General features: G+C 60.0%; 11 protein-coding genes and 3 tRNA genes. 13 read left to right on the top strand and 1 reads right to left on the bottom strand.

The genetic code is table 11. The features are described from left to right. The 5 genes from ET418_RS09760 (at window position 1) to ET418_RS09740 (ending at window position 5,008) form a co-directional block, all read left to right on the top strand. Entirely contained in the window at window positions 1-1,632 is a 1,632-nt protein-coding gene (locus tag ET418_RS09760) for a chemotaxis protein CheA (RefSeq protein WP_149307418.1), read from the top strand. Window positions 1,633-1,731: 99 nt separating this feature from the next. Beyond that, the gene (locus tag ET418_RS09755; protein ID WP_149307417.1) at window positions 1,732-2,448 is read left to right on the top strand and encodes a LolA family protein; all 717 of its coding nucleotides are present in this window, start codon (window positions 1,732-1,734) and stop codon (window positions 2,446-2,448) included. A gap of 115 nt (window positions 2,449-2,563) precedes the next feature. After that, window positions 2,564-3,049 (top strand): YajQ family cyclic di-GMP-binding protein, encoded by a 486-nt coding sequence (locus ET418_RS09750; protein ID WP_149307416.1) that lies wholly within the window; start codon window positions 2,564-2,566, stop codon window positions 3,047-3,049. Window positions 3,050-3,148: 99 nt separating this feature from the next. Further along, entirely contained in the window at window positions 3,149-4,465 is a 1,317-nt protein-coding gene (gene rimO / locus ET418_RS09745; RefSeq protein ID WP_149307582.1) for a 30S ribosomal protein S12 methylthiotransferase RimO, read from the top strand. A gap of 102 nt (window positions 4,466-4,567) precedes the next feature. After that, on the top strand, window positions 4,568-5,008 hold the full coding sequence (locus tag ET418_RS09740; RefSeq protein WP_149307415.1) for a TraR/DksA family transcriptional regulator: 441 nt from the start codon (window positions 4,568-4,570) through the stop codon (window positions 5,006-5,008). Here the strand turns inward: ET418_RS09740 and ET418_RS09735 are convergent. After that, window positions 5,005-6,153, bottom strand: a complete 1,149-nt coding sequence (locus ET418_RS09735) for a DUF362 domain-containing protein (RefSeq protein ID WP_149307414.1) — start codon at window positions 6,151-6,153, stop codon at window positions 5,005-5,007. The two genes, ET418_RS09740 and ET418_RS09735, sit on opposite strands and share 4 nt — an antisense overlap. Window positions 6,154-6,256: 103 nt before the next feature. Here ET418_RS09735 and ET418_RS09730 point away from each other — a divergent pair, with 103 nt between their 5' ends. From ET418_RS09730 to ET418_RS09695, 8 genes are all read left to right on the top strand, one after another. Then, window positions 6,257-7,558, top strand: coding sequence for a sensor domain-containing diguanylate cyclase (locus tag ET418_RS09730; protein WP_149307413.1), 1,302 nt, complete (start codon window positions 6,257-6,259; stop codon window positions 7,556-7,558). Between the two features lie 64 nt (window positions 7,559-7,622). Beyond that, a tRNA-Lys gene (locus ET418_RS09725) sits at window positions 7,623-7,698 on the top strand. Between the two features lie 8 nt (window positions 7,699-7,706). After that, window positions 7,707-7,784 (top strand) — tRNA-Glu (locus ET418_RS09720). 43 nt (window positions 7,785-7,827) lie between these two features. Next, window positions 7,828-7,903 (top strand) — tRNA-Lys (locus tag ET418_RS09715). Window positions 7,904-8,266: 363 nt separating this feature from the next. Then, window positions 8,267-12,847 (top strand): glutamate synthase large subunit, encoded by a 4,581-nt coding sequence (gene gltB, locus ET418_RS09710; protein WP_149307412.1) that lies wholly within the window; start codon window positions 8,267-8,269, stop codon window positions 12,845-12,847. A gap of 59 nt (window positions 12,848-12,906) precedes the next feature. Then, window positions 12,907-14,388 carry a glutamate synthase subunit beta gene (locus ET418_RS09705; RefSeq protein ID WP_149307411.1) on the top strand — a complete coding sequence of 494 codons (1,482 nt, stop codon included), beginning with the start codon at window positions 12,907-12,909 and terminating at the stop codon, window positions 14,386-14,388. A gap of 414 nt (window positions 14,389-14,802) precedes the next feature. Further along, window positions 14,803-16,080 (top strand): (Fe-S)-binding protein, encoded by a 1,278-nt coding sequence (locus ET418_RS09700; RefSeq protein ID WP_149307410.1) that lies wholly within the window; start codon window positions 14,803-14,805, stop codon window positions 16,078-16,080. Window positions 16,081-16,220: 140 nt separating this feature from the next. After that, window positions 16,221-16,784 carry a helix-turn-helix domain-containing protein gene (locus ET418_RS09695; protein WP_149307409.1) on the top strand — a complete coding sequence of 188 codons (564 nt, stop codon included), beginning with the start codon at window positions 16,221-16,223 and terminating at the stop codon, window positions 16,782-16,784. The last annotated feature ends 72 nt before the right edge of the window (window positions 16,785-16,856 follow it).

Below are 16,856 nucleotides of genomic sequence, written 5' to 3'. Positions count from 1 at the left end.
ATGGATATGTCCCAATACCGGGATTTGTTCGTCTCAGAATCCAAGGGGCACATCCAGGTATTCAATGAGCTGATCGTCGTGCTTGAGGATAGCGCCGCCGATCAAGCCGCCATCGACGAGTTGTTCCGCCATGCCCATTCGCTCAAGGGGATGGCGGCAACCATGCAGTACCAGGCCATCGCCGACCTTGCCCATCGCATGGAAGACCTTTTGGGCAAGGTGCGGAGCGGAGCGTTCAGCTTTAGCCCGGGCCTGGCCGACATCCTGCTGGAAGGGAGCGACGCCCTCACCGCAATGATCTCGGCAATCGAAGCCGATGACGAGCGCTTGCCGGATACCACCGACCTGATCAATCGACTGGCCGGCTTCGACGCTGCCGGCAATCCACCCCCCCCCCCACAACCGGTCGCCGCCGCAGATGCCGCACCTGGAATCGACGATCGCGATCAGGGCGGCCCGACCCCGGATCACCAGCCCCGGCACACCGATTCCTTCAAAAGCGTCCGCGTCAAGACGGAAACCCTGGACCGGTTGGTCAACATCACCGGCGAGTTGCTCACAACACGTTACCGCCTTGCCGACCGTGCGTTGCGCTGCGAGGGCGCACAACTCGAAGAGCCGCTCAACCGTCTTTCCATGCTGTTGCGGGAACTGCGGGACGAGGTGTTCCAGGCCCGCATGCTCCCCTTCTCCTTTGTTGCCGACCGTTTCCCCCGCTTAGTGCGCGATCTGTCTCGCAAGCAAGGCAAGGAGATCCTCTTCCATGTGGAGGGGAAGGAGATTGAACTGGATCGGGGGATTCTCGAGGAGATAAGCGAACCGTTGGTGCATATCCTGCGCAATGCCGTTGACCACGGCATGGAGATGCCCGAAGAGCGGATCGCTGTCGGCAAGCCCGGCCTCGGTACGATCCGTATCGTCGTAACCCGCGACAAGGATTGTGTGAATATCGTTATTGCCGACGACGGGCGGGGCATGGCCCCCGAAAGGCTCGCCGAAAAGGCGGTGGAAAAGGGGATGATCAACCGGGAACAGGCCAATGCCCTGACGCGGCATGAGGCGCTCATGCTGATCTGTGCCCCCGGTTTTTCCACGGCTGAAACCGTGAGCGATATCTCGGGCCGTGGCGTGGGCATGGATGCCGTCAGGGTTGCTGTGCACGCCTTGGGGGGAGGGCTCGTCATCGAATCGGAGGTGGGGCGGGGAAGCCGTTTCCTGCTAAGGCTCCCCATTTCGGTCTCGATCATTCATGCCCTTTTGGTGGAGTGCGGCCCCCTGACGGTCTCCTTTCCGGTCAATGCCGTCAAACGCACCATTGAACTCAGGCGCGAGGAGATATTCCAGGAGCGGGAACAGTTCTTTTTCATGCTCGACGGCAGGCAGGTGCCTCTCAGGAATCTCAACCGTCTGCTCGGACAAGCGCCGACACCAGATGCTCGGGCGTTTGTCCCGACGGTCGTGATCGAAGCGGGTGACACAACGCTCGGACTGGCTACGGATCGTCTGCTCGGCCAGAGGGAGATCTTTGTGAAGCCGCTCGGTATTCCGCTGAGCCGCATCAAAGGACTTACCGGAGGGGCCATCACGGGGGATGGCCGTATCGTATATGTCATTGATGCCACTGCGCTGTAATGCCATCCAATGTTCAAAAGCGGTTGCGATAGATGCGGTCCTGTGGCAAAATTAACGACCGGGTTACGCCATTTTGCATTTTTCAGGAAAGGTTACACCATGATACGCTGGTTAACATGCAGTTTGTCCCTTCTGCTGGTTTTGGTCTGGACACCGTTGCAGGCTGCCGATAAGCCTGCAAGTCTCAAGGATGTGATCGGGGCGCTGGAAAAAGGGTATGCAGGCCTGCAGGACGTTCGCGCCGATTTTTCCCAACGGACGCTTATCGCCGGGGTCGGCCGCGAACAGAAGGGCAACGGCGAAGTATTCCTGAAGCGGCCCGCTTCCAGCACAGCCATGTTCCGTTTCAACTACGCAAAGCCCAAACAGCAGATCGTTTCCAACGGCAAACAGGTCTGGTTCTACCTGCCCGAAAACCGGCAGGTGATGGTTAGCACGGTGGCCGAAATGTTCAAGGGTGGCAATGCCATCGCGCTCTCCTATCTGACCGGCCTGGGCCATGTGTCGCGGGATTTCACCGTTTCCTTTGCCAAGGAACAGCGTGATAAACACGGCGACTACCAGTTGGAATTGATCCCGAAAAAGCCTACGCCGGTCCTGGCGCGGCTCCAGTTGACGGTTTCGGCAGAGGCGGTGGAGCGTTTTCTGCGCCAGGGAAACGTGCAGGATCTCTTCCCGGTGCAGGCGTCGGTCGTGCATGATGCCGGCGGTAACCAGACCCGCATCGACTACAGCCATGTCAGGGTCAACAAGGGGGTGGACAGCAACAAGTTCAACTTCAAGGTCCCCGCGGGGGTTGCGGTCGTCAAGCCGTAAGGCGCTACCCGCCGCACAAGGGCTCGCAAGCATGCCGGGCCGAACGTTTGCAGTGCATCCCCTGTACGGTTTCGATGGGATGTATTATACTAGTATACCTTCGGAGGGTGTCTCTATGCCGTCATTCGACATCGTTTCAAAAGTGGATATGCAGGAAGTGGACAACGCGATCAATCAGGCGATCAAGGAAATCGGCCAACGCTACGACTTCAAGGGGTCCAAGAGCGAGATCAGCCAGGAGAAGGATGCCGTTAAGATCCTGGCTGACGACGACTACAAGCTCAAGGCCGTGGTAGACGTGCTCCAGTCCAAGTTTCTCAAGCGCAATATCTCCATCAAGGCCTTGCAGTACGGCAAGGTCGAACCTGCGTCGGGTGGGATGGTGCGGCAGCTCATCACGGTCCAGCAGGGGATCTCCAAGGAAAAGGGGAAGGAGATCATAGCAGTCATCAAGGAAAGCAAGGTGAAAGTGCAGGCGCAGATCCAGGATGATCAGGTACGGGTAACCGGCAAGAACCGGGACGACCTGCAGGAGACGATTCAACTCCTCAAGGGGAAGGACCTGGGGGTGGAGATGCAGTTCGTGAATTTCAGGGAGTAGCTTCGGCCGGTATGAAGAACGGGGGAATTTTACATCCCCTGCGCAGTTATCCAAATAAAAGGGGTGTTCGTGAGCGAAAGCGCTAAACAGAAAGTCAGTATGGTCAGCCTGGGCTGCCCCAAAAACCTCGTGGATGCCGAGGTTATGCTCGGTGTGCTTGCCAAGGATGACTACGAGATTACGACCGACGAAAAGGATGCGGACGTGATCATCGTCAATACCTGCTCGTTCATCAAGGAGGCCAAGCAGGAGAGCATCGACGCCATTTTGGACTTGGCGGAACGCAAACACGACGGGCGCTGCCACACCCTGATCGTCTCCGGTTGCCTGCCGCAGCGGTATCAGGAGGAGTTGGCCAACGATCTGCCCGAGGTGGATATCTTCATCGGCACCGGCGATTACCCCCGCATTGCCGAAATTCTGGCGGAGAAAAAAGGTTCCGACGGCCAACTGCGCTACGTTGGCGACCCGGATTACATCTATGACGAAACATTGCCGCGCCTCAACTCTTCGCCCGCATGGTACTCCTATCTCAAAATCGGCGAAGGTTGTTCCAATTGCTGCTCGTACTGCGTGATCCCCCAGTTGCGGGGCGCCTACCGGTCCCGGCCGCTGGAGTCGCTGGTGGCCGAGGCGGAGCGGTTGGCCGCCCGCGGGGTCAAGGAGATCAATGTCATCTCCCAGGATGTCACCCGTTACGGCAGCGACCTGGACGACGGTTCCACCCTCGAAACACTGCTGCGCCGGTTGGCTGCCATTGAGGGGATTCGGTGGATTCGCCTCTTGTACGCATATCCCGACGGGATCACCGACAGCCTGATCGAACTGATTCGCGACGAACCCAAGATTTGCAAGTATCTGGATATTCCGATCCAGCATATCGCCGACCCGGTTCTCAAGCGGATGAACCGCCGGAGCAGCGAGGCTCAGATTCGGAACCTGATCGCTACCCTGCGCCGGGAGATCCCCGGCATTGCGCTGCGCACCTCGCTGATCGTCGGCTTTCCGGGCGAAACGGTGGACGATTTTGCCAGCCTGATGCAGTTCATCGAGCAGACCCAATTCGATCGCCTCGGGGTCTTCTGCTACTCCCGGGAAGAGAATACGCCGGCAGCCTCCATGCCGGAACAGGTCTCGGAACGGGTCAAGCGCGAGCGCTACCGCAAGTTGATGCGCGCCCAGGCGCGGCTTTCGTTCCGTCGCAACCGGGCCCTCATCGGCACCACGGAGCAGGTCATCGTGGAGGGATACAGCGAAGAAACCGACCTGCTCCTGAGGGGGCGTTCGTCGCGTCAGGCGCCGGATATCGACGGGCAGGTCTATATCACCGCCGGAACCGCCGAGGTGGGTGATATCGTTTCTCTCAAGGTCACGGACTCGTCGGATTACGACCTGATTGGTGAAATAGTCGTCTGATAATACCTCCGGTTGTTTGGCTTGACAAACAATCTGTTTTCTGCAATAGTTTGCCCCCTTTTCAGGGGTGGTACGAAAGCAGACCAGGGGAGTGAGGGCAACATGGCCACGAAACCGGCAAAAAAGAAATGGCAGGAAATTAGGGAAATCCTTCAACAAATGAAGGAGGATACCCTGCGGGAAATATCCAAAACTGTCAAGAACGGCGCCGAAACCACAGCCGTCGGAGAGCCGAGCGGCGACATCTATGACCAGGCCTCATCGGAGCGGGATCGCGAACTCGGGCTTTTATTGGGTGACCGGGAACGGGAAAAATTGCACAATATCGACGAGGCCCTCCTGAGAATCGACGAGGGAGAGTATGGCCTTTGCGAAGAGTGTGAAGAGGAAATCCCCTTGGGGCGGCTCAAGGCCATGCCGTTCGCGCGGTATTGCGTCAAGTGCAAATCCGATCTGGAAAAGCTCCAGGCCCAGACCAAGCGCTTTGAGGAGGACCGCACCTACCGCGAGATCCCTCTCGGCGGCGAGGAAGAGGACGCCTAGCGCCGTTTTCCCCGTGGACGGCTGAAGGCCGTTGCTATCCTCAATAACGCCCCTCGCCGCACCTGCATGGCGTCGTGGGGGCACAATTCGCGGCAGCACCAACAACGAATACAGCTCTTTTGGTTGACCACCAGGGAGCTGTTTTTTATTTGTATGGCTTCCGGCGGGCAGGCGTCCCGGCAAATGCCACACAGCACGCATCGGCGGGCGTCGGCCACGGGGAATGACAGAAGGTGGCGCCTGAGGCCATTTTTGATAAAGGCCGGCAGGCCGAACTGAACATCCAGGCCGGTGGGGAGTTTGAACCGCTTCCCCCCGAAGCGGTCGGGGGGCACGCCGAAAAGTTCCAGTGCGCCTATCTCTGCCCCCGGCAGCCCCATGCGTGCCGCTTCCCGTTCCACATGGAGCAGCTCTGCGGGTATCCCGGCCAAGCGGCCGGCCACCGTGTCCACCGCCACCGGGTTGACGCCGGCGATCAATGCACCCAATTTGATCGGGTCGCCACTTCCGGGGCCGTTCCCCTCCATAGCCACGATGGCATCCACAATATTCAGGGTCGGCTTTTTCAGCAGATAGATCTCCAGCAGCAGCCGGGCGAACTGTTCGCGCGAGGTTCCTGCCTTGAGGTGCCACGCCGGCTTTTCCGCCCCCACAACTACGCCGAAAAGGTTCTTCACCGCGCACGTCATGGTCATCATCTCGTGGGTCTTCAGCTTGGGCAGGTTGATGACCTTGTCCGCCTCCCAGTAAGCCCGCGCTATGGCGATGCGGCGGAAGGTGCCCGCACCGTTGAGCTCGATGGTCTCGTCGAATGCAACCAGTTCGGCGCCACTCTCCCGGGCCGCCTGGCTGATGCCGCTTTTGTCGGCCACCTTCCGGAACCCGCCGATACCGGGGCTATCGCCGATCAGGACCCGGCCCCCGGCCTCCCTGACCAATTCCGCAACAGCCTTCACAACGGCAGGGTGGGTGGTTACCGCCGCTTCCGGAACTTTGGCGGCCAGCAGATTGGGCTTGAGCAAGACCCGCTCTCCCGGTCGTACGAAGGCCCCGATGCCGCCCAACGGCTCCAGAAGCGAGACTAGTGCCTCCCGCACCCGGGTTGGATCATAATCGTTGCACTGGGCAAGGCTTATTTTTTTCATCCTGACTTCCTTTGTCGGGCGTTCGCCGACCTACTTGCGGCGGGCCGATTATGCGATACACTGGTGGATACAGGGGAATCCAATACGAAATCGGTTTGAAGCCATGGCGCCACCGGTTCTCTATAACGACATATCCTTGCTGTATGTCGAGGACGATCAAATCACCAGAGACACGGTTTCACGCCTGCTCATGCGTGTGGTCGGCACCCTTTATGTCGCCGCCAACGGCAGGGCGGGGCTCGATATGTACCGAGCCCATGCCCCCGATGTCGTGGTGACCGATATCAGGATGCCGGACATGGACGGTATGACCATGGTTCACGAAATTCGTCGCCTTCAGCCGGATTGCCCCGTCATCGTTTTGTCGGCATTCAGCGATACCGAATACCTGCTGGATTGCGTCTCGATCGGCATCAACCATTACATCGGCAAGCCGGTCGATTTCGCCAAGCTTACGGAGGCGGTGGCCCAATGCTGTGATTACGTCAATCTCAAGCGCCGTCTCAGAAAACAGGACGAATCCCTCAATCTGCTCTCCCAGGCCATGGAACAGGCCCCCACCTCGGTTCTCATCACGGACCTCAACGGCACCATAGAATATGTCAATGCGACATTTACCAAGGTGACCGGCTACAGCGCTGAGGAGGTCATCGGGCAGAATCCGCGCATCCTCAAGTCGGATCTCACCCCCCCCGAACTTTACCAGGAACTCTGGAACAGTATCAGGGCGGGAGAGGAGTGGGAGTGCGAATTGGCCAATTGCCGCAAGGACGGCCAGGTTTATTGGGAGTTGGCAAAGTTTTGTCCGCTACGCAATTCCGAGGGTACCGTCATCAAGTATCTCAAGGTATCCCAGGATATTACCGAGCGCAAGCACTATGAAGAGAACCTGCGGTATCTCAGCACCCATGACTCGCTCACCAATCTTTACAACAGGGCGTATTTCGAGGCCGAGATGAGCCGGCTGGCCGCCAGTCGGGATTTTCCGGTCAGTATCGTCATCGCCGATATTGACGGCCTCAAGACGATCAATGACAACTACGGTCATGATGAGGGCGACCGGTTGATTCGCATGGCTGCCGATTTGCTCCTGTCCGCCTTTCGGGCCGGTGACGTCGTTTCCCGTATCGGCGGGGATGAGTTCGCCGTGCTGCTGCCGCACACCGACTTGGAAACCGCCCAGGCGGCGGTGCAGCGCATCATCCAAGGCGGATGCCGCCCCAGAAGGGAAAAAAACGGTTATTCGCGCGGCCTGTCCCTAGGGGTGGCAACTGCCTGTGACGCATCTGAACTCTCTGCCGCCCTCAAGCTGGCCGACCGGCGCATGTATCAGGATAAGTACGACAAAAAAGGGCACACGGCAGAGCAGCCTCGCGTCGAGGATGATGGCCTTGTCGGAGATTAATTGTTATGGATGAAAATAATTGTTGACTCGACCTTATTTATATTGTAAAAATGCAATTCTCTTTGAGCCGCTAGCTCAGTTGGTAGAGCACCTGACTTTTAATCAGGTGGTCGTTGGTTCGATCCCAACGCGGCTCACCACTGAAAACGTCCCCTTCGTCTAGCCCGGCCCAGGACACCGCCCTTTCACGGCGGCGACACCGGTTCAAATCCGGTAGGGGACGCCAAAAACAACGGCCCTGGACATTACGTCCGGGGCCTTATTTCGTTGGGCACATAGCTTAGCTGGTAGAGCAGCCGACTCTTAATCGGCAGGTCGACGGTTCGATCCCGTCTGTGCCCACCAAAATTTAAGGACCTGACACCTTGTCAGGTCTTTTTTTTGTTTTGATGCCCAGGATTTCGCACCCCGGGGCGATGAACACCACCGTTTCCCGGGCGAGGCGCAGGACCTCCCCTTTGTCCGCGCCCCGATTCCCGGCCCATCTCTCATCTCCCTCTCCCTTCGTGCGCCCGAATATCGCGTTTTCTTGCGCGAACCGGCATTTGGTGTTGAAAATATCCGCGCAAATAGGTATGTTAACCCTCTTCATACGCCGTTTGAACACCCCCATTACAAGAGCATGCACCGTATCACGTTCATCCTCTACCCGCCTCACCGTCGAGCGGTACATAATAAGATACCAGCACCACACATAAAGGTAGCCATATGAAAAACATCGAACCACCTAAGAAACAGGGCCTCTACGATCCCCAGTTCGAACACGACGCCTGCGGCGTCGGCTTTGTGGCCAATATCAAGGGGGCAAAATCCCACGAGATCGTGCGTCAGGCTCTGACGATTCTCGTCAACCTCGATCACCGCGGCGCCTGCGGCTGCGAACCCAATACCGGGGATGGTGCGGGCATCCTCATGCAGGTGCCGGACCGTTTTCTGCGTAAAGTCTGTGCGCCGTTGGGCATAGAGCTGCCCGAGCCGTTCCGCTACGGGGTCGCCATGGTGTTCACCTCGCCCAACCCGACCGAGCGCAACAGCGCACGCCATGTGCTGGAAAAGATCGTTGCCGAGGAAGGGCTCGCGATCATCGGCTGGCGTGATGTGCCCACTGACCACGCTTCCCTTGGCGCTACCGCCCGGGCCAGCGAACCGGTGGTGCGCCAACTGTTTTTCAAAACCTGCGAGGAGTGCGCCGACGAACAGGAGCTCAACCGCAAGCTGTACATCGTCAATCAACGCGCCATCAACGAGATTCGCCGGGCCGGGGTCGACGAGTGCTGGTACGTGGTCAGCATCTCCAGCCGGACCATGATCTACAAAGGCATGCTCATGCCGGTTCAGGTGGACCAGTACTACCCCGACCTGCGCGATCCCGACATGGAGACCGCCCTGGCGCTCGTGCATTCGCGTTTTTCCACCAATACCTTTCCCAGCTGGGACCGGGCTCACCCCTATCACTTCTTGGCCCATAACGGCGAAATCAACACCCTGCGCGGCAACGTCAACTGGATGCATGCCCGCCAGTCGCTTTTTGCCAGCCATCTGTTCGGGGACGACATCAAGAAGGCGCTGCCGATCATAAACACCGACGGTTCCGATTCGGCCATGTTCGACAACTGCCTGGAGCTTTTGGTTATGGCCGGTCGCTCGCTGCCCCATGCCGTCATGATGATGGTCCCCGAGCCGTGGGAAAACCATGAGACCATGGAGCCCGCCAAAAAGGCCTTTTACGAGTACCATTCCTGTCTGATGGAACCGTGGGACGGTCCCGCGGCCATCGCCTTTACCGACGGCCGCAGCATCGGCGCCGTGCTCGACCGCAACGGCCTGCGGCCGTCACGGTATTATGTCACCAACGACGATCTAGTCATTATGGCCTCCGAGGCCGGGGTGCTGCCGATCGAGCCGGAGCGCGTCCTGCAGAAGGGGCGCTTGCAGCCCGGCCGGATGTTCCTGGTGGATACGGAGCAGGGACGCATCGTGCCGGACGAGGAGATTAAACGCGAATTGGCGGACGCCCGCCCTTACGGCGAGTGGTTGCGAGATAATCATATCCTTCTCGAGGACCTGCCCGATGCGCTCCATGTGTACGGACCGGACCATGATACGGTGCTTCAACGCCAGCAGGCCTTCGGCTACACCTTCGAGGATCAGCGCGTCATCCTGGGGCCCATGGCGCTGAACGGCGTCCAGCCGCTCGGTTCCATGGGCACCGACACGCCGCTGGCGGTGCTGTCCGATCAGTCGCAACTGCTCTACAACTATTTCAAGCAGCTCTTCGCCCAGGTGACCAACCCACCCATCGACCCGATCCGCGAGGAGATCATCACCTCCACAACCACCCTGATCGGCTCCGAGGCCAACCTGCTCAAGCCGACCGCTGCCAGCGCCCGCATGATCAGGCTGGAACACCCTCTGCTCTCCAACGAGGAACTTGAAAAACTGCGCCATGTGGGGAAACCCGATTTCAGGGCCGTAACCCTGTCGCTGCTCTTCCCGGTGGCACAGGGGACCGCCGGACTGGAGAAGGCCCTGGAGAGGCTTTTCGAAGCCGCCGTCATAACGGTCGAGGCCGGCACCACCATTTTGATCCTCTCCGATCGCGGAGTTGATAAGGATCATGCCGCCATTCCCGCCCTGCTGGCGGTTTCCGGGCTTCACCATCACCTGATCCGGACGGCCACCCGCACGCGGGCTTCGTTGGTGCTCGAATCGGGTGAGCCGCGTGAGGTCCATCACTTTGCCGTGCTGCTCGGTTACGGCGTCAACGCCATCAACCCCTATCTGGCCTTCGAGTCCCTGGACGACATGATCCGGCAGGGGATGCTGACGGACATCACCTACAAGAAGGCGGTGAAAAACTTTATCAAGGCCTCCATCAAGGGGGTCGTCAAGACCATGGCCAAGATGGGGATCTCCACCGTGCAGAGTTACCGCGGCGCCCAGATTTTCGAGGCGGTCGGCCTGCATCAGTCGGTGATCGACAGGTACTTTACCTGGACGCCGTCGCGTATCGGGGGCACCGATCTGGACGGGATCGCCACCGAATTGCTGGCGCGGCATCGCCGGGCCTGGCCCGAGCGGGTGCCCGCCGAGCCCACCCTGGACGCGGGCGGGGTCTACCAGTGGCGCGAGGCCGGAGAGGAACACCAGTACAACCCACTCACCATCAGTTCGCTCCAGAAGGCGGTCCGCACCGGCGACTACCATGAGTTCAAGCAGTTCTCCGCGCTGATCGACGAACAGGACACCCGCCTGTACACCCTGCGCGGCCTGATGGATTTCCGGGAAACGACCGTCCCGGTGCCTATCGAGGAGGTCGAGCCGGTGGAAGAGATCATGAAGCGCTTCAAGACCGGCGCCATGTCCTACGGCTCCATCAGCCAGGAGGCCCACGAAGCGTTGGCCATCGCCATGAACCGGATCGGCGGTCTCTCCAATACCGGCGAGGGGGGGGAGGACCCGGAACGCTTCACCTGGACCAACGAGCTGGGCGATTCCAAGAACAGCGCCATCAAACAGGTGGCCTCGGGCCGCTTCGGCGTTACCAGCGACTATCTCACCAATGCCCGGGAGATCCAGATCAAGATGGCCCAGGGGGCCAAGCCGGGCGAGGGGGGCGAACTGCCCGGCCAGAAGGTGTTTCCCTGGATCGCCAAGACCCGCCATACCACCCCGGGGGTCGGCCTGGTTTCGCCGCCGCCGCACCACGATATCTATTCCATCGAGGATCTTGCCGAACTGATCCATGACCTGAAAAACGCCAACCGCCGCGCCCGCATCAGCGTCAAGCTGGTGTCCGAGGTGGGGGTCGGCACCATCGCGGCCGGCGTTGCCAAAGCCCATGCCGATGTGGTGCTCGTCAGCGGCTACGACGGCGGCACCGGCGCCTCGCCGGTATCCAGTATCAAGCACGCCGGTCTCCCTTGGGAGTTGGGCGTGGCGGAAACCCACCAGACCCTGGTGTTGAACAACCTGCGCAGCCGCATCGTCATCGAGGCGGACGGCCAGCTCAAGACCGGCCGCGACGTTGCCGTCGCCGCCCTGCTGGGGGCCGAGGAGTTCGGCTTCGCCACCGCGCCGCTGGTCTCCCTCGGCTGCGTCATGATGCGGGTCTGCCACAGCAACACCTGCCCGACCGGTGTGGCCACCCAGGACCCGGCCCTGCGTGCCAAGTTCACCGGCAAGCCGGAATACGTGGTCAACTTCATGCGTTTCGTGGCCCAGGAATTGCGGGAGATCATGGCCCAACTCGGTTTCCGGACCCTGAACGAGATGGTCGGGCGTGCGGACGTTCTGGAACCCCGAAAGGCCATTGCCCATTGGAAGGCCAAGGGGCTCGATTTCTCCAACATCCTTTACCAGCCCCAGGTCGGCCTGGATGTGGGACGCTACTGCACGGAGCCCCAGGACCATGGCCTGGAGAAGTCCATCGACATGACCAGGCTGCTTGACCTCTGCATGCCCGCCATCGAGCGCGGGGAAAGGGTCGATGCGGAACTGCCCATCACCAACGTGGACCGGGTGGTGGGGACGATCCTCGGTAACGAGATCACCCGCCATCACGGCCCCCAAGGGCTCCCGGACGGGACCGTCAACCTGCTGTTCAACGGTTCGGCCGGTCAGAGTTTCGGCGCCTTCGTTCCCCGGGGGGTCACCCTGGGGTTGTGCGGCGACGCCAACGACTACCTGGGCAAAGGGCTCAGCGGCGGCACGATTCTGGTCTATCCCCCCAAGGGGTCGCCCTTCAAGGCGGAAGAGAACATCATAGCCGGCAATGTGGCTTTCTACGGCGCCACCAGCGGTGAAGCCTTTATCCGCGGCATGGCCGGCGAGCGCTTCTGCGTTCGCAACTCCGGCGTCAATGCGGTGGTAGAGGCGGTGGGCGACCATGGCTGCGAGTATATGACCGGCGGTACGGTGGTGATCCTCGGCCCGACGGGGCGCAACTTCGCGGCCGGCATGAGCGGCGGCGTGGCCTACGTGCTCGATGAAGAGGGTGATTTTGCCGGACGCTGCAATACCCAGATGGTCGGGCTCGAGGAGTTGGACGACCGGGATGCGGCCATCCTCAAAGGCATGATCGGCCGCCATGGCGAGTTGACCGGGAGTGAGCGTGCAGCGGCCGTATTGGCAGATTGGGATGGATTCCTTCCCCGGTTTGTCAAGGTCATGCCCAAGGACTACAAGCGGGTCGTGCAGGCTCTGGAAAGGGCGCAGGCCGCCGGCCTGAGCGGCGATGAGGCACTGGCCGCCGCCTTTGAGGAAAACGCCCGACTCGAGGGAAAATAGGCCGTCGCGCGTTAGGTGGGATGGGTTCGAATTCAAGCACATCGATATAGGAAAACGACATGGGAAAAATAACCGGATTTTTGGAATACCAGCGGGAAGTGCCGGCCGACCGGGAGCCGTTGGAGCGGATCAAGGGGTGGAACGAGTTTCACCTCCATATGGACGACGAGGCCCTGCGTACCCAGGGGGCTCGCTGCATGGATTGCGGCATACCCTTTTGCCATACCGGGAAGCTCATCAGCGGCATGGCCAGCGGCTGCCCGGTCAATAACCTGATCCCGGAGTGGAACGATCTGGTCTACCGCAATCTCTGGCGACAGGCGCTTGACCGGCTGCACAAGACCAACAACTTCCCCGAGTTTACCGGGAGGGTCTGCCCGGCCCCCTGTGAAGGGTCCTGCACCCTCGGCATCATCGACCCACCCGTCACCATCAAGAATATCGAGGTCAGCATCGTCGAGCGGGGCTTTGACGAGGGATGGATCGTTCCGGTGCTGCCCCAGGTCCGCACCGGCAAACGGGTGGCGGTGGTCGGCTCCGGCCCGGCCGGCCTTTCGGCGGCGGCGCAGCTCAACAGGGCGGGCCACAGCGTGACGGTCTTCGAACGGGAGGACCTGCCCGGGGGGCTTTTGATGTACGGTATCCCCAACATGAAGCTCGACAAGCGTCAGGTGGTCCAGCGTCGCATAAAGCTGATGGAGGCGGAGGGGATTACCTTTGTCTGCAACACCGAAATCGGCAGCGCGGCCTTCCCGGCCGACCGGCTGCGCAGCGAGTTCGACGCCGTGGTGCTGGCAACCGGGGCGACCGTCCCGCGCGATCTCCCCGTCGAGGGGCGTGCCCTTGATGGGGTCCACTTTGCCATGGATTTTCTGACAGCCAATACCAAGGGGGTACTCAACCGATCCGGCGACGTCATCTCGGCCCGGGACAAGGATGTGGTCATCATCGGCGGCGGCGACACCGGCACCGACTGTGTCGGCACCTCCTTGCGCCATGGTTGCCGCTCGGTCACCCAACTGGAGATCATGCCCCGTTCGCCCGAGGAACGGGCCGCCGACAACCCCTGGCCCGAATGGCCCAAGATACATAAGGTGGACTACGGCCAGGAGGAGGCCGCCGCCAAGTTCGGCGCCGACCCGCGGACCTACCTGACTACCGCTACGGGGTTCGAAGGGGACGGAAACGGCACGGTCACGGCGGTCCGCACCGTTGAAGTCGCCTGGGAAAAGAACGACCGTGGGCAGTTCACGCCCAAGCCGGTGCCGGGCACCGAACAGGTGCGCCCTGCCGGTCTGGTGTTGCTGGCCATGGGCTTTCTCGGGCCGGAACAGGCGTTGCTCGACGCACTGGGACTGGAACGGGACCCGCGCAGCAACGTCAGGGCCGACTATGGCCGGTACGCCACCAGCCTGCCGGGTGTCTTTGCCGCCGGGGACTGCCGCCGCGGCCAGAGCCTGGTGGTCTGGGCCTTCAACGAGGGACGCGGCGCGGCGCGGGAGTGCGACCGTTACCTGATGGGTTCCACGGAATTACCGTAAATTAATCGTGGCGGTCCCGAAACGGCACCCCGCTGCAACCTTCTTGGATCTGCAACCATCCGTGCGCCGGCAGAGGAATTTCATTCGACTGCCGGCGTTTTTTCGTTGCAGGGGTAGCGTGGGGAAATCGTCCCGCATCCCCTCTCGCCGTCGCCGTAGAACGTTGTCGCTCACGGTAAATTGCCTCCCCCGTTGCCTTCTCTCCCGGCGGTATCCGCCACACATTTCTCGTGCATCATCGTGCCATATACCAGTAAAAAGACCTGATTAATCGTTTGACAGCCGTTAATTGCAGTACTAGTCTAGTATCTAATTGTATTTTTGTGGTATTGTTACAAATTCCGTATCGCTCCCCGATTTTCGTGGGGCGTGCATACGGACAAACTTTGCAGTACAGGGAAAAGGAACGTATCTGTGGAACATCCTCAAGACCCCCTCAAGCGAGTCGAAAAAGACCTGAAAAAATGTGTGAAATGCGGCGCCTGCCGGGCAAATTGCCCCGCCTTCACCGCATTCCAGCGTGAGCCGGCCGTTGCCCGCGGCAAGGTAGCTCTGGCCCAGCATATTCTCAAAAACGACATCGAGTTGGACGACCAGACCTATGTGGCCATGTCCAAGTGCCTGTTGTGTGGCAGCTGCGTGGAGAAGTGCCCGAACGAGGTGCCGACCGACGAGATCGTTGTCGCCGCACGGGAAGCGTTGGCGGCGCGGCGCGGCCTGACCACGTTCCACGCGGCTGTCGGCCAGGTGATCAAACACCGCACCCTGATGAAGATGGGCGCCAGGATGGCCAGCCTCCTCGGCCCGCTCTTTTTCAGAAAGGTTCCTGAAACATCGGGGCTACGGCTGCGTTTTCCGGTGCCGTTCATCGGCCGGAAGCGCCATATCCCGGCCATCGCCAAAAAACCGTTCATGGACCGGCATCCCGAGGTTATCCCTGGCGAACCGGGCAAGCCGCGGATCGTCTTCTTTGTCGGCTGCATGACCAACTTCGTCTATACCGAGATCGGCGAAGCGGCCCTGGCGCTCTTTCGCCACCTGGGCTGCACGGTGATCATCCCCAAGGGGCAACAGTGCTGCGGCCTGCCGGCCATGTCCGGCGGAGACATCGCCACCGTGCGCGGGCTGGCCGAGAAAAATCTGGCGGAGATGGAACGATATGAAGCCGACTATGTCATGAGCGCCTGCGCCACCTGCAGCGGCGCCCTTCATCGTTTCTACCCGCTGGTGGTGGGCAAGCGTAATCCCGAACTGCGGGCGCGGCTGGATGCCCTGGCGGCAAAGACCGTGGATGCCTCCCAACTGTTGCACCACCTGGGGCTCAGCCCCGCTGAGACCGGCGCGGGCGACGCTGTGCGCGTGACCTACCACGATCCCTGCCACCTGCGCACCCGCGGCTTGACCAAGCAGCCCCGGGAACTTTTGCGGGGGACGCCGGGCATCGAACTGACCGAGATGGAAGGGGCCGACCGCTGCTGCGGCCTGGGCGGCACGTTCAATGTCTACCACTACGGTTCGTCCATGACCATCAACGACGCCAAGAGCCGCGCCATCATCGATACCGCCGCCCAAGTCGTGGCGACCGGTTGCCCCGGCTGCATGATGCAACTTTCCGATGGTTTGAAGCAGCACGGTTCCCGCGTCCAGGTGCTGCATACACTGCAACTTCTTGCCCGTCAACTGAAATTGTGATACGTCTTTTTATTGTCGCTAAAGGTTTTTTATCACTGCTTATATTCTTTGTTCTTGATAAAAATTTTTTATTGACATAACAATACAAATTGTATACAAAGCCCGGCATAAAAATGGGTTCTATTTCTGGCAGGGTGTGAATGAGCGACTTCAATATTGGGGCAAAAATCAAAAAATTGCGCCTCGCGAAGAAAATGACCCTTCAGGCAGTGGCCAGGGAAACGGGATTTTCTCCCGCCCTCATCTCGCAGATCGAGAATAACAACGTCTCTCCGCCCATTGCCACGTTGTCCAAGATTGCCAAGTTCTTTGATGTCAAGATCGGGATGTTCTTTGCCGAGGACGAGGAAGAATGCCGCTTCGAGGTGGTCCGTTCCCACGAGCGCAAGGTTATTCCGCGGGTGATCTCCCGCGCCGGCACCAGCCAGGGCTATTCCTATGAATCGCTTTCCTTCCGCAAGCAGAGCAAGAAGATGGAGCCCTTTCTTCTTACGGTCGCGGAAAAGGCGCTTGAGGAAAACACCTACAGCCACGACGGCGAGGAGTTCCTTTTCGTCATGAAAGGAACGGCCGACCTGCTGCTGGATGACCGCAAGATCACGCTCTATGAGGGGGATTGCGTCTACTTCGATTCCGCCCTGAAGCATCGCCTGCTTTCCAAGGACGGGGAAGAGGTGAAGGTGCTGGCCGTCGTGACGAGATAGTTTCCCTCCGGGACACGGCAAGTCCGTTCCTGCCGCCCTTTCTGTTCCCATGGCAATTTCATGCACAATAAC

Origin of the sequence: Oryzomonas rubra (genome assembly GCF_008369015.1) — a bacterium.
Taxonomy (GTDB): domain Bacteria; phylum Desulfobacterota; class Desulfuromonadia; order Geobacterales; family Pseudopelobacteraceae; genus Oryzomonas; species Oryzomonas japonica.
Note: the sequence above shows the minus strand (reverse complement) of the source record. Positions and strands in the feature narration are given on the sequence as shown.

Excerpts from the sequence above, each read along its gene's own strand:
- ET418_RS09755 (WP_149307417.1), top strand. The coding sequence starts at position 1,732 with ATGATACGCTGGTTAACATGCAGTTTGTCCCTTCTGCTGGTTTTGGTC.
- rimO (WP_149307582.1), top strand. The coding sequence starts at position 3,149 with ATGGTCAGCCTGGGCTGCCCCAAAAACCTCGTGGATGCCGAGGTTATG.
- ET418_RS09730 (WP_149307413.1), top strand. The coding sequence starts at position 6,257 with ATGGCGCCACCGGTTCTCTATAACGACATATCCTTGCTGTATGTCGAG.
- ET418_RS09735 (WP_149307414.1), bottom strand. The coding sequence starts at position 6,153 with ATGAAAAAAATAAGCCTTGCCCAGTGCAACGATTATGATCCAACCCGG.
- ET418_RS09740 (WP_149307415.1), top strand. The coding sequence starts at position 4,568 with ATGGCCACGAAACCGGCAAAAAAGAAATGGCAGGAAATTAGGGAAATC.
- gltB (WP_149307412.1), top strand. The coding sequence starts at position 8,267 with ATGAAAAACATCGAACCACCTAAGAAACAGGGCCTCTACGATCCCCAG.
- ET418_RS09705 (WP_149307411.1), top strand. The coding sequence starts at position 12,907 with ATGGGAAAAATAACCGGATTTTTGGAATACCAGCGGGAAGTGCCGGCC.
- ET418_RS09760 (WP_149307418.1), top strand. The coding sequence starts at position 1 with ATGGATATGTCCCAATACCGGGATTTGTTCGTCTCAGAATCCAAGGGG.
- ET418_RS09695 (WP_149307409.1), top strand. The coding sequence starts at position 16,221 with ATGAGCGACTTCAATATTGGGGCAAAAATCAAAAAATTGCGCCTCGCG.
- ET418_RS09750 (WP_149307416.1), top strand. The coding sequence starts at position 2,564 with ATGCCGTCATTCGACATCGTTTCAAAAGTGGATATGCAGGAAGTGGAC.